Annotated in this window: 21 protein-coding genes and 1 pseudogene; 12 read left to right on the top strand and 10 right to left on the bottom strand. The window is 70.3% G+C overall.

Annotation, left to right across the window (positions count from 1 at the left end; translation table 11 throughout):
* The first annotated feature begins 85 nt into the window (after positions 1-85).
* Positions 86-643 (top strand): diadenylate cyclase, encoded by a 558-nt coding sequence (locus C469_RS10595; protein WP_008006471.1) that lies wholly within the window; start codon positions 86-88, stop codon positions 641-643.
* A 28-nt stretch (positions 644-671) separates the two neighbouring features.
* Here the strand turns inward: C469_RS10595 and C469_RS10590 are convergent, their stop codons facing one another.
* Positions 672-2,960: a nitric-oxide reductase large subunit gene (locus C469_RS10590; protein WP_008006469.1), complete on the bottom strand. Its 2,289-nt coding sequence runs from the start codon at positions 2,958-2,960 to the stop codon at positions 672-674.
* 181 nt (positions 2,961-3,141) lie between these two features.
* Here C469_RS10590 and C469_RS10585 point away from each other — a divergent pair, with 181 nt between their 5' ends.
* The gene (locus tag C469_RS10585; RefSeq protein ID WP_008006466.1) at positions 3,142-3,564 is read left to right on the top strand and encodes a MoaD/ThiS family protein; all 423 of its coding nucleotides are present in this window, start codon (positions 3,142-3,144) and stop codon (positions 3,562-3,564) included.
* Between the two features lie 58 nt (positions 3,565-3,622).
* Here the strand turns inward: C469_RS10585 and C469_RS10580 are convergent, their stop codons facing one another.
* On the bottom strand, positions 3,623-4,819 hold the full coding sequence (locus tag C469_RS10580) for a multicopper oxidase domain-containing protein (RefSeq protein ID WP_008006464.1): 1,197 nt from the start codon (positions 4,817-4,819) through the stop codon (positions 3,623-3,625).
* A gap of 148 nt (positions 4,820-4,967) precedes the next feature.
* Here C469_RS10580 and C469_RS10575 point away from each other — a divergent pair, with 148 nt between their 5' ends.
* Both C469_RS10575 and C469_RS10570 read left to right on the top strand, forming a co-directional pair.
* Positions 4,968-5,582 (top strand): metallophosphoesterase family protein, encoded by a 615-nt coding sequence (locus C469_RS10575; protein WP_008006462.1) that lies wholly within the window; start codon positions 4,968-4,970, stop codon positions 5,580-5,582.
* 110 nt (positions 5,583-5,692) lie between these two features.
* The gene (locus tag C469_RS10570) at positions 5,693-6,520 is read left to right on the top strand and encodes a hypothetical protein (protein WP_008006460.1); all 828 of its coding nucleotides are present in this window, start codon (positions 5,693-5,695) and stop codon (positions 6,518-6,520) included.
* A 24-nt stretch (positions 6,521-6,544) separates the two neighbouring features.
* Here C469_RS10570 and C469_RS10565 read toward each other — a convergent pair whose 3' ends face one another.
* Both C469_RS10565 and C469_RS10560 read right to left on the bottom strand, forming a co-directional pair.
* Positions 6,545-8,080: a sensor histidine kinase gene (locus tag C469_RS10565; protein WP_008006458.1), complete on the bottom strand. Its 1,536-nt coding sequence runs from the start codon at positions 8,078-8,080 to the stop codon at positions 6,545-6,547.
* A 2-nt stretch (positions 8,081-8,082) separates the two neighbouring features.
* A complete protein-coding gene (locus C469_RS10560) occupies positions 8,083-8,805 on the bottom strand; it encodes a DUF5806 family protein (RefSeq protein ID WP_008006456.1) in 723 nt (240 codons plus the stop codon).
* Positions 8,806-8,934: 129 nt separating this feature from the next.
* On the opposite strand from C469_RS10560, the gene C469_RS10555 reads away from it, so the two are divergent.
* From C469_RS10555 to C469_RS10540, 4 genes are all read left to right on the top strand, one after another.
* Positions 8,935-9,303 carry a universal stress protein gene (locus C469_RS10555; protein WP_008006455.1) on the top strand — a complete coding sequence of 123 codons (369 nt, stop codon included), beginning with the start codon at positions 8,935-8,937 and terminating at the stop codon, positions 9,301-9,303.
* Positions 9,300-9,866 (top strand): GNAT family N-acetyltransferase, encoded by a 567-nt coding sequence (locus C469_RS10550; protein WP_008006453.1) that lies wholly within the window; start codon positions 9,300-9,302, stop codon positions 9,864-9,866. Before C469_RS10555 ends, C469_RS10550 begins: the two co-directional genes overlap by 4 nt.
* A gap of 90 nt (positions 9,867-9,956) precedes the next feature.
* Positions 9,957-10,580: an adenylate kinase gene (locus C469_RS10545; RefSeq protein WP_008006452.1), complete on the top strand. Its 624-nt coding sequence runs from the start codon at positions 9,957-9,959 to the stop codon at positions 10,578-10,580.
* Between the two features lie 90 nt (positions 10,581-10,670).
* Positions 10,671-11,579 carry a DUF106 domain-containing protein gene (locus C469_RS10540; protein WP_008006451.1) on the top strand — a complete coding sequence of 303 codons (909 nt, stop codon included), beginning with the start codon at positions 10,671-10,673 and terminating at the stop codon, positions 11,577-11,579.
* A gap of 647 nt (positions 11,580-12,226) precedes the next feature.
* Here the strand turns inward: C469_RS10540 and C469_RS10535 are convergent.
* Positions 12,227-13,594 carry an MFS transporter gene (locus C469_RS10535; protein ID WP_008006450.1) on the bottom strand — a complete coding sequence of 456 codons (1,368 nt, stop codon included), beginning with the start codon at positions 13,592-13,594 and terminating at the stop codon, positions 12,227-12,229.
* A 113-nt stretch (positions 13,595-13,707) separates the two neighbouring features.
* Between C469_RS10535 and C469_RS10530 the strand changes: the two genes are divergently transcribed.
* Together C469_RS10530 and C469_RS10525 are read left to right on the top strand one after the other, a co-directional pair.
* Positions 13,708-14,643: an alpha/beta hydrolase gene (locus C469_RS10530; protein WP_008006449.1), complete on the top strand. Its 936-nt coding sequence runs from the start codon at positions 13,708-13,710 to the stop codon at positions 14,641-14,643.
* Between the two features lie 90 nt (positions 14,644-14,733).
* Positions 14,734-14,979 (top strand): hypothetical protein, encoded by a 246-nt coding sequence (locus C469_RS10525; protein WP_008006448.1) that lies wholly within the window; start codon positions 14,734-14,736, stop codon positions 14,977-14,979.
* Positions 14,980-15,002: 23 nt separating this feature from the next.
* On the opposite strand, the gene C469_RS10520 is transcribed toward C469_RS10525, so the two are convergent.
* Positions 15,003-15,656 (bottom strand): helix-turn-helix domain-containing protein, encoded by a 654-nt coding sequence (locus tag C469_RS10520; RefSeq protein WP_008006447.1) that lies wholly within the window; start codon positions 15,654-15,656, stop codon positions 15,003-15,005.
* 31 nt (positions 15,657-15,687) lie between these two features.
* Positions 15,688-16,620 carry an alpha/beta fold hydrolase gene (locus C469_RS10515; RefSeq protein WP_008006446.1) on the bottom strand — a complete coding sequence of 311 codons (933 nt, stop codon included), beginning with the start codon at positions 16,618-16,620 and terminating at the stop codon, positions 15,688-15,690.
* 168 nt (positions 16,621-16,788) lie between these two features.
* Here C469_RS10515 and C469_RS10510 point away from each other — a divergent pair, with 168 nt between their 5' ends.
* On the top strand, positions 16,789-17,646 hold the full coding sequence (locus C469_RS10510; RefSeq protein WP_008006445.1) for a hypothetical protein: 858 nt from the start codon (positions 16,789-16,791) through the stop codon (positions 17,644-17,646).
* Positions 17,647-17,708: 62 nt separating this feature from the next.
* Positions 17,709-19,040 (top strand): AGE family epimerase/isomerase, encoded by a 1,332-nt coding sequence (locus tag C469_RS10505; protein WP_008006444.1) that lies wholly within the window; start codon positions 17,709-17,711, stop codon positions 19,038-19,040.
* Positions 19,041-19,055: 15 nt separating this feature from the next.
* Here the strand turns inward: C469_RS10505 and C469_RS10500 are convergent, their stop codons facing one another.
* From C469_RS10500 to C469_RS10490, 3 genes and pseudogenes are all read right to left on the bottom strand, one after another.
* Positions 19,056-19,937, bottom strand: coding sequence for an SDR family NAD(P)-dependent oxidoreductase (locus tag C469_RS10500; protein WP_008006443.1), 882 nt, complete (start codon positions 19,935-19,937; stop codon positions 19,056-19,058).
* 67 nt (positions 19,938-20,004) lie between these two features.
* A pseudogene (locus tag C469_RS10495) lies at positions 20,005-20,214 on the bottom strand (DICT sensory domain-containing protein); the annotation flags it as partial.
* Between the two features lie 23 nt (positions 20,215-20,237).
* Positions 20,238-20,987, bottom strand: a complete 750-nt coding sequence (locus tag C469_RS10490; RefSeq protein ID WP_008006439.1) for a competence/damage-inducible protein A — start codon at positions 20,985-20,987, stop codon at positions 20,238-20,240.
* Between the last annotated feature and the right edge of the window lie 83 nt (positions 20,988-21,070).

Here is a 21,070-nt window from a genome sequence, read left to right as displayed (position 1 = left end):
TCGACTCGGAGTCCCTTATATACGCTCCGCTCATTCACGTACGTATGAGCGTTCGCGTCACGGACCGTCGAGCGGAGGAGGTCGAATGAGCGGGCTCGCGATCGAGTACGGCGCCCACGAGCGGGTCCGGGAGATCGTCGACCGGTTGACCTACTGCGCCGAGCACGTCAGCCTCGCGTTCGACGGCTGGGACGAGCCGCACGTCAAGGGGCCGGGACTCTACTTCGCGGTCGTCGCCGACCGTGACTACGGCGACTACGCCGACCCGATGGGCGACAACCGGTGGCCCCGCGAGAGCTGTCCGACGGCGCTCGCGGAGGACTGCTTCGTCGAGACGGTCGAGTCGGTGAGCCGCCAGCAGGACGGCGGCGTCGTCGTCGCGGTCGACGGCGAGATCGAGGCCCAGATGGTGCGCTTCCGCGACCTGGGCACCCGAAGCGAGGAGACCGACCTGGTCGACGACGTGAGCTACGAGCCGTGGATGGGGTCGCGACACATGAGCGCGATCGAGACCTCGGTCCGGCCGGAGGTCGTGGCCACGGTGACGCTGAGCGAGGAGACGGGGCGGGTGAGCGTGTTCCGCGACGGCGACGCGGAGTCGATGGAACGCGACGAACTCGGCGGGGCGTGGCGCGCGGAGTGACTCGGTCTTAGTCGTCGAGGACCCCTTTTCAGTCGTCGTCGAGGACTCCTTCCGCCACGGCCATGTCGTCGACGCTCGGGTCCTCGGCGGAGCTCCGCAGGACGAACCGCTTGCGGATCAGGTCCGCGACGTAGATCGCGGTCCCCAGGATGAGCAGGGTGTCGCCCGGTAGCCGCGCCCAGAACAGCGTCTGGACGAGCGGCCCCTCGTAGAACGCGAGGCCGCGCGCCGCGGCGTAGCTCTCCGTGAACGCGACCTCGAGCTGGAGGAAGCCGACGGGGAGCACCGAGACGAACACCATCAGCGCGAGCCCCACGTTCCAGCACCAGAACGACGCCCGGAGCCACGAGCCGTCCCAGCGCTCGGGATCGATCGACAGCTGGAGCATGTACGTTACCATCCCGAGCGCGAGGAAGCCGAACGCGCCGAACATCGCGGCGTGCGCGTGGCCCACCGTGAGGTAGGTGCCGTGCTCGTAGTAGTTGATGAGCGGGAGGTTGATGAAGAAGCCGAGCACCCCGGCGCCGACGAAGTTCCACACCCCGCTGGCGACGATGAACATGAAGGGAAGCTTGTAGGGGAACCCGCCGGTCTCGGTCATCGCCCGGTACTGCCCGATCGCCTCGTAGAGGATGAAGATCAGCGGGAGCAGCTCCAGCGTCGAGAAGACGCTCCCGATCGGGACCCAGTAGTCGGGCATCCCGATCCACCAGTAGTGGTGCGAGACGCCGATGACACCGGTCCCCATCACCAACAGCGCCTGCAGCATGACCGCCTTCTCGGCGCTGCGCCGCGTGAGGAGGTTCATCGAGACCAAGGTGAGCCCGATGATCGCGACGATGAAGAACTCGAAGGCGCCCTCCACCCACATGTGGACGACCCACCACCGCCAGAACTCGGTGACGGCCATGTTCGTCGACGGCGTGAACAGGAAGCCGGCGACGAACAGCAGGGTGATCGAGCCGCCCGCGTAGAGGATCATGTGCGCGAGCCCGTACACGGGTTCGCGGTCGAGCAGCGGCTTGAGCCCCCGGACCGCGAGGATCGCCCAGAAGACGAAGCCGACGAGCAGGCCGCCCTGCCACACCTTCCCGACTTCGAGGTACTCCAACCCCTCGTTGCCGAGGAGCCACCAGAGCTGGCCGTCGAAGTAGCCGTTCGCGCCGAGCCAGATACCGCCCATCCCGCCGACGACGACGGTCACTAACGCGCCGAGCAGGACGGTGACGTACGTCGACTGGCGCTTCGGCTCGTGGCCGGTGAGGAGCGGCGGGAGGAACAGGCCGGCGCCGAGCCACGTCGACGCGATCCAGAGGATCCCGAGATCGATGTGCCACGTCTTCGCGATCGAGAAGGGGAGCAGCTGGAGGATGTGGATCCCGAACACCTCCTCGATCCCGAAGAACCCGGCCCGTTCGATGTAGAAGTGCGCCAGCAACCCCCCTAACAACACCTGCGCCAGGAACAGCCCGGCGGCGATCGGGACGAACCGGAGCGCCGCGCGCTGGCTCGGGAAGACGCTCACGTCGCCCGGCTTGGGCACCGAGATGCCCTCCGCCGACGGCTCCGGGAGTTTCACCGACTTGTAGAGGAGGATCGCCGCGCCCGCCGCGCCGACGAGCAGCACCATCGCGATCACGCTCCACGTCATCGCGGCGCCGGTCGCGTCGTTGCCGGCGGCCGGCGAGTAGGGCCACTCGTTCGTGTAGGAGTTGTCGCCGTCGGGCCGGTCGGTGTGAGAGAACCACGCCGTCCACAGCGCGAAGTCGGCGAAGTCCTCGGCCTCCTCGGTCGACTCGATCATCCCCACCGGGACGCCGCGGTCGTGGTCGCCCTCGTGGTAGCGCTCGACGTACGTCTCGCGCACCCTCTCGTGGGCGTGCGCCTCCGCGGCGGAGTACCGGACGGTGTCGCCCCCGCCGTGCGCGCCGTCGAGGTCGTCGCGGACGGTCTGGTCGACCGCCGCGCGCTCCGAGGAGCCGAGCGAGTCGTATCCGGCGCCGTACTCCTCTTGCGCGTAGTACTCGCGCATGTGCTCGGTCTTCAACTCGAGCGTCTCGGCGGTGTAGTCCTCGCCGTAGTACGCGCCGTTGCCGAGTATCGACCCGTGGTTCATCAGCCCGTACTGCTGGAACGCCGCCTTCCCGTCCTGGACCGTCTCCCCCGTGGCGATCGGCTCGCCGTCGGGACCGACGACCTCCTCGGGGATCGGCGGCGCCTCCTGGTACGCGAACCACGCCCCGGCGCCCATCACGACCAGGTTGAGCAGGAACGCCGCGACGATGACCTTCGCGATCGTCTTACGCGTGAGTTCCATCGGCTGGGGGTTACCGCCACACGGACTATCGGTTTGGCGGCAACATGTTCGGGCGGCGTTCCCGGCGACTGACAGCGGTCGTCGCCGTCACGAGCGCTACGGGCGGACGACGACGGCGCGAGTCGACCGCACGAACATGTTCGTGCGGTGGCTTACCGGAGAACGACGCGTACGATCGCGTATGCCAACGACCAGCGAGGCGGCGACACCGGAGTCCGCGAGCGCGTCGGAGACGATCACCGAGACCACCGTCACGGTGCGGTGCACCGGTCACGTCCGGACGGAGCTCGGGAAGTACGAGTTCGAGTACACGTTCGAGGGGGACACCCTCCGGGAGTTCCTCGACGAGCTGTTCGCGGAGTACCCGGAGCTACAGGAGATGCTGATCGCGGAGAGCGAGGAGGAGTCGACCCACAGCGGCTGGGCGCCGACGCCGGAGGAGCTGCCGGGCACGTGGACGAAGAATCCGGTGGGCGAGCAGACGATCGCGTACGCCCGGATCCTCGTGAACGGTCACTTCAACGAGAACGAGAAGGGGTTCGACACCGAGATCGAGGACGGCGACCGGGTCGCGCTGGTGTACCCATTCATGTTCTGCTGTTAGCCGGCGTCGGAGAACTCGGATCCCTGACTCCGGTCGAATCTCCCCGTGAGCGACCGGTTCAGGCCTCGTAGCCGGCCATCTCCATCACGGAGGCGAACTGCTCGGAGTCCGTCACGCTCTCGTAGACCATCCCGCCGATCATGCCGCCGGGGTAGCTCTCGCCGTTCATCGCGTGGTTCACCTTGTGACAGTGGAGCGCGTAGACGCCCGGGTCGGCGCTGGCGGTGAACTCGATCGTCTTGCGCTCGGCGGGCGCGATGGGGATCACGTCCTCGCGGTGCCGAGCGGCCTCGGGGATGACGCCGCCGTCCTTCTCGACGACGGTGAAGCCGTGGTTGTGCGTGTGCATCGCGTGCGACTCGTAGCCGGCGTTGACGTAGTGGATCCGGACCCGGTCGCCCTCCTCGACGACCAAGGGAGAGCCCTGTTCGGGGTGGAACGTGTACGGCGCAGAGCGGCCGTTCACGGTGAACGCGTCCGGGTTGCGGTCGCGGTGGCTGAAGGAGACGTCGCCGCCGGCCATCGACGCCGACAGTCGGCTGTCCCAGTCTTTGATCGTCATGAACGCCTCCTTGTCGGGGGCCTCGTACCCCTCCGGGTCGACGCGGAGGATGCCGTACATCCCCATGTCGAGGTGGTTCTGCGTCTGGTAGTGACAGTGGTAGAGGTGGGTGCCCGGCTGGTTCGCGTCGATCTCGTAGGTGTGCTCCTCGCCCGGTGCGACCTGCTGACCGGTCGTCGTCGGGACGCCGTCGTCCATCCAGCTCTTCGAGAGCCCGTGGACGTGGAACGTGTGCGGCCGGTTGTGCTCGGAGTTGTCGTAGGTGATCTCCAAGGTGGTCCCCTCGGTGACTCGAAGCAGCGGTCCGGGGACGCTGGGGTCCGTGTCCGGGGTCTGCCACGCCCAGACCTCGGGCAGCTCCCACGGGCCGCCCCGCGTCTCCTCGCCGAGCAGCCGGTGGCGACACGGGGTCGTGGACATCGTGATCGCCCCGTCCCGCTCGTCGAGGTCGATCTCCGTTCGCGGGGACGTGTACGGGTGGTCCGTCTCGACGCCGGTGGAATCGCTTCCGGCCCACTCCTCGACCCGTTCGGCCGCCTCTCCCCCACCGCCGGCCGCGTTCTCCGCGTCTCCCGTGCTCTCGGCTCGCGGCGCGCCACAGCCCGCGATCCCGACGGTACCGAGCGCCGCGGCCGCTGAGAGGAAGCCGCGTCTGGAGCCAGTACGCCGTCCGGAAGCACCTTCGTCAGTCATCACGGCCGAACATGAACGGTAGGGACTGATAAATCGGAATCAGGATCCACGCTCCGTGAGAACGCGACCGCCGGCCGGTCGGTTTATATATCACGGGCACCGCTGCCGACCGCTTTTTATACCTGTGCGCCCCGATCCGCGACGTACCATGCGGATCGGCATCGTCTCAGACACTCACGACGACCTCGCCGCCGTCGAAGCGGCCGTCGCGCTGTTCGAACGCGAGGGCGTCGACGCCGTCGTCCACTGCGGCGACTTCGTCGCGCCCTTCTCCGTGACCCCCTTCAACGTCGGCGCCGGCGACGCGGATCGGCGCGCCGAACCAGACGCCGGCTTCGACTTCTACGCCGTCCGCGGCAACAACGACGGCGAGTGGGCGGTCCAGTCCGCCGTCGAGTCGTTCGGCACGTACCTCGGCGAAGCGGGAACGCTCTCGTTCGGCGGCTCCGGCGCTGGCGACGGCTCTGGCGACGGCTCTGGCGACGCCGCCGCGGACGCCGTCGACGTCGCGGTCACCCACGGCACGAGCGCGGTCGTCGTCGACGCGCTCGTCGACTGCGGCGACTACGACTACGTGTTCCACGGTCACACCCACGCGCACGGCGTCGAGGAGCGCGGCGACACGGTGCGGGTGAACCCCGGCGGGCTCCCCATCCCCGTCGACGGCGCGGACGACGTCTTCCGAGTCGCGGTCCTCGAGACCGACGCCGGAGACCGATCCGCGGACCCGGACGCGGTAACGCACTACGAACTCGACGGATAGGGTCGCGGACGAGCGAGCCGGGAGGCGCGGGAGCGGACCCGGCACGGAGACGCACAAACGCGCGTTTGTTCTTCCGTTGACCTTTTGAGGAGGCCACGCGGTGTCTCCGTATGGACAGACGCGCCTTCCTCCTCGGAGTCGGAGCGGCCGGCGCCTGCGGCGGGCTCGCCGGCTGTGCCGACCTCGTCGACGGCGGGAGCGAGGGAGGGGTCGCGGAGCGCGACCCGCCGGACCGCCCCGACGAGCTCGGACCGGAGTCGGTCGCGGAGTACGTCGCCGCGTACGAGGAGGTCCGCGCGCACAACCGTCACGTCGCGGAGGGCGCGGTCGAAGTGACCGTCGACGCCGCCGCGGTCTTCGATCACGCCGCCGGGGACGACCACTACGCGACCGCGCAGCACGCCGGGTCGGTGTATCACGAGAACGGCGACGGCACCCGCTCCGTGGGCGAACTGTACGCCGACCCGGTTCCGTACCTGGTGACGCCGGACCGAACGCTGCGGCTGGACGTGCGGCGGCGAGCGCTCGAGCGCGACGGCGACAGCGACGACCGAGACGACGGCGACGAGGCCGTATCCGCCGACGACCGCGCGTCACCCACGCTCGGCGTCCGGCTCCTCAACGTCACCGAAGAGGCCCGCGAACTGGCGCTGACGGTGACGCGACGGGCGACGGGAGACGACAGCGCGACCGAGACCGAGGAGTCGGTCGCCGACCTCGACGTCGGCATCGACCCGGAGACCGCCGTCGAGGTGCGGTCGATCACGGACGTGCGCGGCGGCTACCGCGTCACCGCCCGCATGGAAGACGACGGCGTGACCGGTCAGGGGCGGATCGAGGTCGGGCTCCCGAGCGCTGACCGCGGGGCGAACGTCGACGTCGTGCTCGACGGGAACGGTGTCTCGACGTGGCACCTCCCCTCCTTCGAGGGGGTCTGAGCCGGCGGTGCGCGCGGTCGAGTGTCAGGCGTCGGCCGCTATCGTTTCGACCCCGCGGAACTCGAACCGGGCGCCGCCGTCGGCGTCGTCGGCGAGGTCGACGGTCCACCCGTGCGCGTCGGCCACCTCGGCGACGATCTTGAGGCCGAAGCCGGTTCCCTCCGGGTCGGTCGAGACGCCGGCGTCGAACACCTCGTCGCGGCGGTCCGCGGGGATTCCGAGGCCGTCGTCCGCGACGTAAAAGCCGTCGCCGTCGGGGAGCGCGCCGACCTCGACGCGGACCGACTCGCCGGCGTGGGTGACCGCGTTGGCGAACAGGTTCTCCAGGGCCTGGCGCAGGCGGCTCCGGTCGGCGTGCAGCCGGAGGTCGTCGGCGACGACGAGCTCGGCGGCCGCGGTGTCGACGCCGGTCCAACACTCCTCCGCCAGCGCCGCGAGCGACACCGCTTCGGTCTCGTCGATGGCGGAGCCCTGTCGCGCGAGCGTCAGCATGTCGTCCACGAGCGCCTCCATCCGGTTGAGCGAGCGGGCGACGGTGTCGATCTCGGTCAGGTCCTCGTGCGCCTCCCGGAGGCGCTCGCGGACCATGTCGAGGTTCCCCGTCGCGACGTTGAGCGGGCTCCGGAGGTCGTGGGAGACGAGGCTGGCGAACTCCTCCAGCCGGTCGCGCTCGCGGGCGATCTCCCGCTCGCGGACTCGAAGCTGGCGCTCGCGTTCGATCCGGACGAACACCATCGTGACGGTGGCGGCCCAGAGGCGCGCGACGGCGAGGTCGGACTCGTCGAACGCGTCCCGCTCCGTGGCCCCGATGTTGATGAGCCCGTAGCGGCCGAGCGGGAGGATCAGCTCGCTTCGGATCGGGGACTCCGGGTTGTGCCGCTCCGGGTCGGCGTGCGTGTCCGCCACGTACTCCGGGTCCCCCGACTCGAACGCCTCCCACGAGATGCTCGACGCGTCGGGGGCGAACGTCGGGTGGTCGCCGACGAGCTCGTCGGCCCGCTCGGTCCAGACGACCGGATCGAGGACGCCGCGGTCCTCGTCGTACAGCCAGATCGCCGCGATCGGGTGGCCGAGCACCTCCTCAACGTACTCGACCGCCGCCTCCGCGGCGAACTCCCGGTCGGTCGTCTTCAACAGGTCCTGGGTCGCCTCGTGGAGCGCTTCCAGCGTCCGCGTCCGCCGGTGCAGCTCGGCCTGCTCCGCGCGCTCCTCCCGGACGTCGACGATCGTGGCGACGAGGAACGTCTCGCCGTCCTGCTCGAACGGGCCGAGGCTGAGCGTCACGGGCACCTCGCTCCCGTCCGCGCGCCGGGCGTGCAGGTCCAGGCTCGCCGCCATCGAGCGCGGTTCGGGGTCGACGACGTAGCGGTGGAGCTCCTCCCCCGCCGCGCCGCCGCGGGGGTCGTACACCAGCCTCTCGAGCTTCGTCCCCTCCACCTCCGCCGGCGAGTATCCGAGCACCGCCTCGACCCGCCCGTTCCCGGCCCTGACGACGCCGTCGCCGTCGACGATCACGACCGCGTCCGGGATGCCGTCGAGGGCGTCCGGGAATCGCTCCATCGCTACTCCTCGGTCGGTTCGTGGACGTGCCCGCACTCGGGACACCGGACCTCCTCGCCTCTGAGGTCCGCGGAGGAGGCGCGCACCTCGCGCATCACCTCGCTGATCCGGTCCTCCGCTTCGAGCTCGTCGGCGACGGCGAGGTCGACCCCCTCGACCTCGAGGAGGAACTTCGCGACCTCCGTCACCTCGTACATCATCTCGTCTAAGTCCTCGGCGGTGAAGAAGCCGGACATCGCGCCGTAGAGGAACGTCGCGCCCGCCTTCGTCACCTTCTCCTCGAAGGAGTAGCGCGCCTGATTGACCGCCTGCGGCGTGTACGTGTCGGTCATGAAGGGGACCAGCTCGGGGAGGTTCTCGCCGATCTTCGTCATCTCGACGCCGGTCTCGGTGCGGAAGTCGGCGCAGAGCCGCGCGATCGCCCACTCTCGAGCCGTGATGTACGTCCGGTCGCGGAGGAAGTCGTTGACGCGCTCGTAGCGGGCGCCGTCCATCTTCTTGAACCGCTCGTACTTGCGGACCTCGGGGGGGACCTGGTCCCCGCCGGCAGTCTCGGCGTCCCCTCCGACCGCTTCGGTGTCGCCGTCCTCGACGCTCCCGGCGTCGTCGCCCTCGACGCCCGGCTCCGACGCCTCCCCCGCGGCGTCCGCGGTCCCGTCGGCGTCCGCGGTCCCGTCGGCGGCGTCCGATCCCTCGTCCGACGCGGGATCGGTTGGTTCGTTCATGCTATTAGTAACCCGACCGCCGAACAAAAGGGTTGTCGGTGGACGACGCGGCGGTGGGAGTCCGGGATCCGACCGAAACGGACCGCGATCGGAGATCCATTTTTGTACCGGCGTGCGAACGGGAGACGTATGAAGGTGCTTTGCGGGATCGGCGGCAGCGACGACTCGTTCCGCGCGCTCGACCGGACCGTCGAGCGGGCGGCGGTCGCGAACGACGACCTCACCGTCGCGGTGGTTGAGAACCCGGACTCGTCAGTCGATCCGGACGAGATCGTCGACAAGGCCGAGTCGGCGGTCCAGGAGGCGGGACTCGACGCCGAGGTTCGGAAGGTCGAGGGCGATCCGGGGAGCCGGCTCGTGGAGATCGCCGAGACGGAGGGGTTCGAGGAGATCGTCCTCGGCGGCGGGCACACGAGCCCGATGGGGAAGATCACGATCGGATCGATCGCCGAGTTCGTCCTGTTGAACGCCAAGACGTCCGTCACGCTGGTCAGATGAGCGACCGTGGATACCCGGAAGCGGTGGCCGACGAGTTCCCCGTTCCCCCCACGGAGTTCGCCGACCGGGAGGGTCGCACCGTCGAGATCCGTCCCTACGAGGGCACCGACGAGGGGTACGAGGCGCTCGTCGAGATGTACGACGCCTTCGACCCCGCCGACCGCGCGCAGGGGATCCCGCCGGGCGGGGAGAAGCGCATCCGGGAGTGGCTGGACGCGATCCTCGGCGACGACTGCCTCAACGTGATCGCGTGGTGCGGCGACGACGTGGCCGGACACGCGACGCTGGTGCCCGACGGCGACGCCTACGAGCTGGCGATCTTCGTCCACCAGGAGTACCAGCGCGCCGGCATCGGTACGCACCTGATCCGCGGGCTGCTCGGTCACGGGCAGGCCGAGGGCGTCCGGAAGGTGTGGCTCACCGTGGAGCGCTGGAACCGCGCGGCCGTCTCACTGTACAAGAAGATCGGGTTCGAGACCTCCGACGCCGAGAGCTTCGAGCTGGAGATGGGGCTCCGGCTGAACCCGGACGCGGACGCGGACGCGGGCGAGAGCGACGAGTAGGGGTTCGCGAGTCGTCCGCGGCGTCCCGGGGATCGCGTAGCGTTGGCCGGGATCTTCAAGCCTTTACGTGCGGCGGGCGAGCGCTCCGGTATGAGTCATCGGATCCTTCTGTTGGGGGCGCCGGGCGCCGGAAAAGGGACGCAGAGCGCGAAGCTCGCCGACGAGTACGGCGTCGAGCACGTCACCACGGGCGACGCGCTCCGCGCGAACAAGGACATGGAGACCGAGTACGGCACGCCCCGCTCGTTCATGGAGGCCGGGGAGCTGGTCCCGGACCCCGTCGTCAACGAGATCGTCGAGGCCGCGCTGGCGGACGCCGACGGCTTCGTGCTCGACGGCTACCCGCGCAACCCGGACCAGGCGGAGTACCTCTCTTCGATTACGGACCTGGACGCCGTGATCTACCTCGCCGTCGACGACGAGGTGCTCGTCGACCGGCTCACCGGCCGGCGGGTGTGCGACGACTGCGGAGCCAACTTCCACGTCGACTTCCAGCCGCCCGAGGAGGCGGGCGTCTGCGACGACTGCGGCGGCGAGCTGATCCAGCGCGACGACGACACCGAGGAGACCGCCCGCGAGCGGCTCGAGGTGTTCTACGAGAACACCGAGCCCGTCATCGACCACTTCCGCGACGAGGGCGACCTCGTCGAGGTCGACGGCGAGGCGACGCCCGACGAGGTCTTCGAGCGCATCCGCGGCGTCCTCGACGAGTAACGGGCTGACCGACGACGAGCGACGGACCGGCGAGGGGGGCCGCCGGCGATCCTGCAAGGTTCTTAACCGTCCGCCGACAACCCAGCGGTAATGAGCAAGGTCGAACGGAGAGTCCGCTCGCTGGTCGGCGAGGACGGCGAGATGCGAGACGCGGTCGAGGTCGTCCTCGACAACGCCACGGACGGCGAGGTCCAGTGGATCGACGTCCGCGACGAGATCACGAGCGGCCAGTGGGGCCGGCTCATCGAGAAGGAGATCCTCGTCGACGGCGACACCGGCTTCGCGCTGGCGGACCGCGACGCCATCGAGGCCGGACTGGAGGACGACGACGGAGACACCGGCAGCGACGTCGAGACCCCGGAGACGACCTCGTGGACCAAGTGGGACAAGATCGCCGGGGTCGCGACGCTGGGCGCGTTCGTCGGCTACGCCGTCAACCCGGTCCGGAACGCGATCGCCGGCGCCTTCGACCTCGTGTTGGGGCCGCTCCTCAACGTCGTTCCCTTCTACGTCGTGGTCATGGTGATCGCGCTCGCGACGGGGCTGTACTCGACCCTGTTGCGCGCGGGACTCATGGACATGGACAAGATGAGCATGTACCAAGACCGGATGAAGGACATCCAGGAACGTCGCAAAGACGCGAAGGAGCGCGACGACCAGGAGGAGCTCGACGCCATCCAGGAGGAGCAGATGGACGCGATGGGCGACCAGCTCGGGATGTTCAAAGAGCAGTTCCGCCCGATGGTGTGGATCATGTTCCTCACGATCCCGGCGTTCCTCTGGATGTTCTGGGTGATCGGCTACCGCGGCTCCACCGCCGCGTACCCCGACGTCGCCGCACAGGAGCTCGTGGTCCCGCTCGCCGGCACCGTCACGTGGGACACGGGCATCGTCGGCCCGATCCAGATGTGGATCGTCTGGTACTTCCTGTGTTCGATGGCGTTCACCCAGCTCGTCCAGAAGAGCCTCAACATCGAGATGTCGCCGTCGTCGTCGTAGATCGGTCGATCCGACGTTTTTCCGCTGCGCTGTCTGAGCGTTTCGTGCCGGCAGTTCTGTTGAACTCCTCGCTAAGAGGCGTATTCTGAGCCCGAGGCGATCAGTGCAGACACGGCGGTGATCGATAGCGGGAGTGAGTGTTGCAGATCGGTGGTGGCAAGAGGGTATTTAAAATGTTAGGAGCGATCGCGACGATCGTTTATAAATAAACGCCGCGGTGGCGCGCCCCGGTGAGCGGCCCAGTGGGCCGCTCACCGACGGCGTGAGGGAGTCGGCCACTCGGAGCGAAGCGGAGAGTGGCCGACGAGGCTGGGGAGGTGTGAGGGGCGGTTGCGGTGCGGTCGGGGCGGGACTCAAAGGGGCAGTCGCCGGCGGCAACGCCGCCGGCTGCCAGAGGCGCGAAGCGCCTCGCTGCCGCGAGGACGCCGTAGGCGACGTAAGCACTGGAAGGAGCGAGTGCAACCAGCGACTGAAGCGCGCAGCGAGCGTGCGCCCGCCTCACCGGCTGGGGCTTTGGAGGTGTTCGTCGCCGATCCAGCATTAACCACTTATAAACAGCCGACAGCAACACAACTCGATCACTTATAACCAGCCACTCACCCAACGTGCTATACCTACTCCCGCTATCGGTCAAGATTCGCATCGGTCTAGGCGTACGCCTCGAACTCCTCGCCGAAGACGAGGAAGTAGCCGGTCCCGACGAGTCCGATCGCGGCGGCGACGGTGAAGGCGACCTCTGGGCTGACGAAGTCCCAGAGATAGCCGCCGATCGCGGCGCTCGGGATGACGATCGTGTTCCGCAGCAGGTAGTAGGTCCCCGTGACCCGGCCGCCGGCCCCTCGGTCAGCGGGACCGACGATCAGCGCCTTGTGCGAGGGGAGGCCGGCGAACCGGAGCCCGGAGAAGGCGAAGACGAGGACCAGCGCCCACTGGACCGAGACGAGCGGCGAGAGGAGTTCGGGGCCGAAGACGAGGACGACCGGGAACACGCCGTACACGAGGAAGCCGAGCGCGACGACCGGCTTGAGCCCGACCCGCTCGGCCAGCTTCGCCGCGGGGATCATCGTGACCAGCGCGATCACCATCTCGACGCCGAGCAGGTAGCCGAAGAAGGCCTGCGGCGAGAGGTCCACGGCGTAGGAGAACCCGCCGACCGCGACCGTCGTCTCCAGGCCGACCGAGAAGATCCGCGTGACGACGAGCACGAAGAAGACGTACACCATCCCGTTCGCGAACCGGACGAGCGTGTCGCCGATCAGCAGCGGCCGGAGCGGATCGGGCATCTCGCGGAGGTCGGTCCGAATCCGGGCGAGACCCTCGAACCGCCCGCCGCCGACGCTGTCCCCGGTCGCGTCGTAGAGGACGTGTTGCGCGAGCGTCCCGACGGCGCCGAAGGCGACCGCCACCGCGAGCACGTACCGGAAGCTCACGGTGAACGCCGGGTGGAGACCGATGAGGACCGCCGCCAGGACGGGCCCGATCAGGAACGCGGTGCGGCGGAACGTCTCGGTGCTCGCGAACCCGGCCGCCAGCCGGGAGGGGTCCGTCGCCTGCTTGACGACGGCGAACGTCGCGCCGAGGCCGAACGACTTCCACGCCTGCGCGAGGACCAGCCCGACGAAGATCCAGAGCCACGGCTCGATCGCCACGCCCGCGACGGTGACCGTCCCGACGGTCGGGGCGACCAGCCAGACGGCGAAGCCGACGGTCGAGACCAGCCCGAAGAGCGTCAGGGCGTACCGCGACCCGACCCGGTCGGAGATCGCACCGCCCGGGTACGGGTACAGCGCGGAGATGACGTTCCCGAACGTACCGAACAGCCCGACGACGAACCCGGACGCGCCCAGCGCCACCATGTACTCGGGGAGGAACCGGTTCGTCATCTGGAAGCCGAGGCTGAACGCGAACATCGCCAGCGAGACCACCAGCACGTCACGCTCCAACGCGAAGAACTGACGGAACGTCGCTAGCGGGCCCGTTTCCTCCTGGTCGGCGGGGGCTTGATCCGTGCTCATCGTGGGGATATCGACGCCGCGGCCTTCGTGTGCGTGTGTTCGCTCACGCCGACAAATAGGTTCTCACCCGCGCCGTCCCCAAGGCTTACTCTCCGCTCGCCACAGGGTCGACCATGCACGCCGACGAGATCGATCCGCAGGCGAAGGCGGCGGTCGAGCGTCAGGAGCGGTTCCCGCTGCCGCACAGCCGGTGGGGACTGAAGCTCGCGCGGCTGCTCACGCGCCCGGCGATGCGGATCCGGAACCGGAACCCGCCCGCGGTCGGGGAGACCGTCGACGGAGTAGTTCCCGGGCCGGACGGCGACCTCGACGCCCGGCTCTACCTCCCCGACGGCGACGGTCCGTTCCCCACGACCGTGTTCTTCCACGGCGGCGGGTTCGTGCTGGGGAGCGTCGCGACCCACGACTGGCTCTGTCGCCACCTCACGCGGGAGAGCGGCTGCGCGGTCCTCTCGGTCGACTACCGGCTCGCGCCCGAACACCCGTTCCCCGCGGCGGTCGCGGACGCGTACGCGGCGGTCGAGTGGGCGGCCGCCAACCCGGACGCGGTCGACGGGACCGGAGAGGTCGCGGTCGCGGGCGACTCGGCCGGCGGCGCGCTCGCCGCCGTCGCCGCGCTCATGGCCGCCGAGCGCGACGGCCCCGAGATCGCCTACCAGGCGCTCTTGTACCCCGGCGTCGGCGTCGAGGCCGGGCAGCCGTCGGTCGAGGAACACGCCGGCATCGTCCTCAGCGAGGCCGACCTGGAGTGGTTCCTGGAGTGTTACTACGACCACGAGCTCCACCGGCGCAACCCGTACGCCGACCCGACGAACGCGGGCGACGTGTCCGGCGTCGCGCCCGCCACGGTCGTCACCGCCGGGTTCGACCCGCTGCGCGACGGCGGGAGGGCGTACGCCGAACGGCTGGTCCGGGACGGGGTCCCGACGCGCTACGAGAACTACGCGGACCAGGTGCACGGCTTCATGACGCTCCGCGAGGTGGATCGGGCGACCGAGGCCGTCGCGGACGTGGCCGACGACCTCGCCGTCGCGCTCGGGGCGGACTGATCGGACCGGGGCCGTGAGTCGTCTCCGCCCCGCGGCGAACGCGCCGCACAGGCCGTATTTATATATCCGACCGCGGAGAACGACCGACCGATGCCCGCCCTCGCCCCGCTCGGAATCGCGCTGCTCGCCCTCCAAGCCGCCGTGGGATACGCCGCGTACAGGTCGCTTCGCGGGACCGGACCGGCAGCCGCCGTCGTCGCCGTCTGCGCGCCCCTGCTGGGGGCCGGCGTCCTCTTCGAGTTCGGCCTGACCGCCGCGCTCGTCGTCGACCTCGCCGTGCTCGGGCTCGCCGCGGTCGCCGGCGGGCGAGGTGACGCGGGGTCCGCCCGAGTATAATAGAGACCGCCTCGGGCGACCCGTCAGTCCTCCTCGCCGGCCGCGACGAACTCGCGGATCACCGCGGTCTCGGCCTTTCGCACCAGTTCGCCGGCCGTGCTCGTCGAGCAGTCGAGGGCGGCGGCGACGTCAGCGATCGTCCCGTCGCGGGGGACCTCGTAGTACCCCGCCGCGACCGCCGCCTCCAACGCGGCCCGCTGCCGATCGGTGAGCCGCGACGGCGACGCCGTCCGCTCGAACTCGTGGACCCGCTCGATGGTGACGTCGCCGAGATCGGTGAGCGCCTCGTGAAACGCGCCGAGCGCCCCCGCTTCCCCGACCGCCTCGAACCGCACCTCGCCGGTCTCCAGAAAGACGACCGGGGGGAGGAAGACTACGCGGGCGGCCGCGATCGCGTCCAGCACCGCCGGTGCGAACTCGTAGTCGTCCTGCCGGAGGAACGCGTACGTCCCCCCTCCATCCTCGACGAGTTCGCTGTCGACGAGCGAGTCGGTCGCTCGGACGACCGGCGCCGTCGCGTCCGCGTCGGCGTCACACCAGAACAGCGTCGTCGCGTCCGCGGTGGGACTCCACGTCAACAGCTCGGCGCGGGTGACCGGCCCGGACTCGATGACCTGCCGGTGAAGCGGATGCACGAGCCGCTCCGGATACGTCGCCGCGAACTGGACGCGTTTCATCCCTCGCCCCGCGGTTTCGCGGCGTTTCTTTTTAAATCCGTGTTTCGGTTATCGCCGTCGGCGGCGCAGGCGACTCTGAGCCGCTCAAGATCGCGGGAACGGAGCGGAGCAGCGTCTGGAGGTGGTCCGCGTCGTCGAGTACCTCCAGCCGGGCGGTCGGGAGCGTGGCCTCGAACCGTCGAACGGCGGCGATCGGGACGTTCGCGTCGTCGCCGCCGTGCCAGCACCGCACCGGCGCGTCGATCGCCTCGAAGTCGACGTCCCAGTCGGCCGCGGTCTGTCGGAACTCGGTGACCACGCCGCTGCGGTGTCGCGAAAGCGCTTCGAGGAAGTCGGCCCGGACGATCTCCGCCGCGCGATCGGGGACGGCGGTGTCCGGATCCCCAGTGGTGTACTGGGCGACGACGAACGAAGGGTCGCGGCGCTGTGCGACCCACCGCTGGGCGCGGAACAGCGCGGCGAGTACAGAGGGCGTCGCCGACCCGATCCGGCTCAGGGCCCGCTGTACCGCCGGACGCTCGTGGGCGTGCTCCGGCGGAGTCGCGCCGGCGGCAACGTCTATCTGCTCGATGCGATCCGGTAGCGCCGCCGCGGCCGCGAACGCGTACGGGGCGCCGCCCGAGAACGCGACGAGACGCGCGGCGTCGATTCCGGCGTGGTCGAGCACGGCGCGGACGATCTGCTCGCCGTCCCGTATCGATCGCTCGGGCCAGGGGTCGGATCGGCCGTATCCGGGACGATCCGGGGCGAGTATCCGGAGATCGTCGTCCTGCGCCGTCGGCTCGAACAGCTCCGCGAGCCGTCGCGAACCGGGCGTCCCGTGGAGAAACACCACCGGAGAGCCGGACTCCGTCCCGTACTCGGCGTACGCGAGTCGGCGGTCGTCTTCTCTCTCGACCGTCGCGAACCGTCCCTCGCCTCGCGTCGACGACCGCCCCGACGCGGGAGCTGTCTGTGCCCTCATTGCGTGAACAGACGGGACCACCCCGTGTGGGAATGGTGCCGGATCGATCCGGTGGTTTTTAAATGGCAAGCCGGTCGGCGGTCCGATCGCTGCTCCGATGACTCATCGGGTGTCATCACACCTCACGGAACCGCAACGCTTTCGTTCAGACTCGCTGTCACCTCCGATATGCGACGCCGCCGGTTCCTCGCGAGCGGCACCGCCCTCCTCTCCGTCGCCCTCGCCGGCTGCGGCCACCCCGCCGTCGTCCTCGACCTGACCGAGGCGACCGCGGACGACATCGCCGACGAGGTGTCGACGACGGCCGATCCCGGCTCGGAGGAGTACGAGGTCGTCGCCTCGGCGCTCGAAAACGGCTCGGCCACGCGCCGCGGGCGGTCGGAGCTGTTCGACCGCGTCGACACCGTTCGGGTCGACGGGGCCTTCTACGAGCTCTCGGAGACGCGGATCGCGAGCAGCGAGGTGACCGTGTACGAGGTGCTCGTCGACTTCGATCCGGAAGACGCGACGCCGGAGCTGGGCGAGGTCGCGTTCGAGGACCTCCCGGAGACGGACCGACGCCGACTCGAACCGGTCCTCTCCGAGGCGGACCCGCCCAGGGGGGACGGCTACGACCTCGGCGTCGGCTACGGCAGCGCCGCCGAGGTCGGGAACGACTCGGTGTTCGTGCCGGAGCGACGGTACGACGTGCTCGTCTACGACGGGGAGCGGTACCGGGTCGCCGTCGACTCTCGCACCGCGTCGGAAGTCGAGTACCGGTACGAGGCGACCGAGGTCGCGCCCGACGTGGAGACGTTCGCCGACCGGGTCCGAGACCGGTACCTGTTCGTGCTCGCGGGGCTCTCGGACGCCGAGCGCGAGGTCGTCGAGGAGTCGATCGACGGCGCGTACTTCGAGGACGACGACGCCTTCCGATCGGTGGTCGAGCGGCTCCGGGAGCACGAGGGGATCCGGGAGGACGACTTCTACGGGACGTGGCTGCTGGAGTACGAGGGCGCGGCGTACCTCGCCTACGCCGAGTGGTGACTCGCCGTGACGGGCGCTCGGAACGCACCGGTTTTACCCGGTCGCGGCCCAACCGGACGCCGATGAACGAGACGACGTGCGAGGCGGTCCGAACCCGGGCGCGATCGCACCGGGCGCGGCTGCTCTCGGTCCTGCGCGTGCAGTACCCCGACGCGCTCGCCGACCGCGGCTACCGCCTCCTCCACCCGACGACCGGGAACCCGTACGCCGGGGACCGACGCCACCTCGTCGCGACCTGTCGGTCGATCGCCAACTTCGCGGTCGGCGCGCTCGCCGACGGCCCCGACTGGTGTCTCGACGCCGCCGAGCACGGCCTGCGGTTCCTCCGCGAGGCGCACCGCGCCGACGACGGGGGGTATCACCTCGTCGTCGACGCCGACGGCGAGCCGGTCGACCGCACGCGGTCGGCGTACGGCCACGCGTTCGTCCTGCTGGCGTACGCCCGCGCGGTCGACGCCGGGATCGGGGGCGGCGGGATCGGGGGCGGCGGGATCGGGGGCGGCGGGACCGAGGGCGTCGAGCGCGACCTCGAGGCGACCCGCGCGCTGATCGACGACCACTTCCGCGACGACAGGGGGCTCCTCCGGAGCGACTGCGACCCCGACTGGACCGAGCGGGAGCCGTACCGCGGTCAGAACGCGAACATGCACGCCTGCGAGGCGTACCTCGCCGCCTACGAGGCGACGGGCGACTCGGAGTACCTCGACCGCGTGCGAGACGTCGCCGAGGCGATCGCGGTCGACCTGGCCGCCGAGACGGGCGGGCTCCTCTGGGAGCACTACACCGCCGACTGGGAGCACGACTTCGCGTACAACGCGGACGAGCCCCGCCACCGGTTCCGGCCACCGGGGTATCAGCCGGGTCACCACGCCGAGTGGGCCAAGCTGCTCGCGCTGCTCGACCGGTACGAGGGCGGGGAGCGTGAGGGCCGGGAACGCGAGGAGAGGGGAGAGGCGGAGAGCGACGACGAGCCGACCGCGACCACCGACTGGTACGCCCGCGCTCGCGAGCTGTTCGACGCCGCCGTCGACCGCGGCTGGGCGGAGAACGGGTTCGTGTACACCCACGCGGCCGACGGGTCGCCTATCGTCGCCGACCGGTACGGCTGGGCGCTCGCGGAGGCGATCGGCGCGTCCGCGGCGCTCGCCGAGCGCGCGGCGGCTCGCGGCGACGCCGCCGAGGCCGACCGGCTCCGGGACTGGCACCGGCGGTTCCTCGTCCGGACCGACCTCTTCCGCGGCCCGGCGGGCGTCTGGTACGAGAAGCGGCTGCCCGCGGACGCCGACGGCGACCGCGTCGCGCAGGACCCGCCCGGCGTCGAGCCCGACTATCACCCGGCCGGCGCCTACTTCGAGGGGTGGCGCTCCGCGCGGGCGGAGCTGTCCGACGGGTGAGAGAGACCGCCTCGCTCACGGCCAGTCGGGGTCGACGCCGACGAGGTCGGCGCTGACCGTCCAGAGGCGCTCGCGCGTCTCGGGATCGGTCGCCGGGTCCGCGGGCGTCAGTTCTTCCTCGCCGACGTAGCGCCCGGTCCGCTCGGCGTACTCGGGCGAAGCGACGAGTCGGACGAGGCGGTCGGCCGCCGCCTGACGCGTCGTCCCGACGCCGGGGACGAGCCCCGCGACGCGGACCGCGAGCCGCGTCCGGAGCGCGGCGTCGCGGAACAGGTTCGTCGAGGGGACGAACCCCGGGTGGAGGCAGTTGGCCGTGACCCCCGCGTCGTCCGGGATCCGATCGGCGAGTTCGAGGGTGAACGCGACGTTCGCGAGCTTCGACCGGGCGTACGCGTCGAGGGGGTCGTAGCCGTCGGCGAGTTGGAGGTCGTCGAAGTCGAGCGTCGCGCGCCGGTGGAGGTCGGAGGCGGTGACGACGACGCGAGCGGGCGCCGAGGCGGCGAGCCGGTCGAACAGCTCGCGGGTGAGGAGGTACGGCGCGAGGTGGTTCACGGCGAGCGTGAGTTCGGTCCCGTCCGCGGTCTCCGTCCGCGACCCCGCCGAGAGCCCGGCGTTGTGCGCGAGGGCGTCGAGCCGGGCGTACGACTCGCGGAGCTCGGCGGCCAGGTCGCGGACCGCCGATCGAGTCGCCAGGTCGGCGCGGTGAAACCGGACCCTCCCGGCCGTCGCGTCGCTCTCGGCGGCGAGCGCCTCGCCCCGCTCCCGGTTCCGTCCGACGGCGGCGACGGTGGCCCCGCGCTCCGCCAGCGTCGCGGCCGCGCGGCGGCCGATACCGCTGGTCGCGCCCGTGAGGACGATCACGCGGTCGGCGAGGTCGGTCGGTGGAGTCGATTGCACGGATCGGTGGAGGGCGCGCGAGCGAGTTAGCGGTGTCGGCGGTCGACGCGGCGTCGCGAGTCAGTTTTTAAAACGCGGTCGAGACGTGCCGGTCGATCCGGTCGACCAGCGCGGGGCGGAACGTCCGGAAGCCGTCCCACACGTTCGGCTCGTCCTCGAGGGCGACGAGCGCGGCGTGGCGGTCCGAACACGCGTCCGGCGGCGGATTGAACACGACGAACCACGACAGCCGGTACGGGTACGACCGTCCCTCGTGGACCGTCACCGGGAGCGACGCCGGCAGTTATATATTTCGCACCGTCACTCGCCGCCCCAGTCGCGGCGCACCGGCGTCTCGCTGGCGTCGACGTTCGCCAGCAGCCACGCGGTCGCTTCGCCGAGCGCGCGCTCGTCGGTCGCGGTCACCTTCAGGCGGTTGTGTTCCGCCTCGCGGTCGGGGTAGCAGCCGACGGCGACGTCGAACCGCTCGCCCGCCGCCTCCAGCGCGGGGACGATGTCCGACTCGGGCTCGACGGTGTAGAGGAACCGCGAGCGCCGATCGCCCGCGAACTCGTCGGCGACCGATTCGAACATCGCCTTCAGCTCCTCGGGGATGCCCGGCATGACGTAGACGCCCTCGACGACGCAGCCCGGCGCGAGCCCGGGATCGTTCAATATCGGGCGGCTTCCCTCCGGGATCGCGGCCTCCGCCTCGACGTCAACGTCGACGTCGCTGTCGGGGAGCCGCTCGCGGATCTCGGCGAGCCGCCCCTCGACCGCCTCGCGCGTCAGGTCGGTCGGGGCCAGCTCGCGGGCGAACGCGTCCGCGACCGCCTCCATCGTCACGTCGTCCGGGGTGCCGCCGATCCCGCCGGTGACGATCACGGCGTCGTACGCGTCGGCGTACGCCCGGACGCGCTCCGCGATGACTGCGCGGTCGTCCGGTACCGAGAGGACCCGTTTCACGGCGACGCCGCGGTCGCTCAGCTCCGCGGCGAGCCAGTTGGCGTTCGTGTTCACCGTGTCGCCCGCGAGCAGTTCGTCGCCGACCGTGACCAGCGCGACCTCCATTACCCGATCGCAGGGCCGGCGCACGGATGTGCGTTTCCCGTCGACTCCGAGACCCATCGGAATAATCATTAGGAACCGACGGC

This window comes from Halorubrum lipolyticum DSM 21995 (assembly GCF_000337375.1).
GTDB lineage: Archaea > Halobacteriota > Halobacteria > Halobacteriales > Haloferacaceae > Halorubrum > Halorubrum lipolyticum.
Note: the sequence above shows the minus strand (reverse complement) of the source record. Positions and strands in the feature narration are given on the sequence as shown.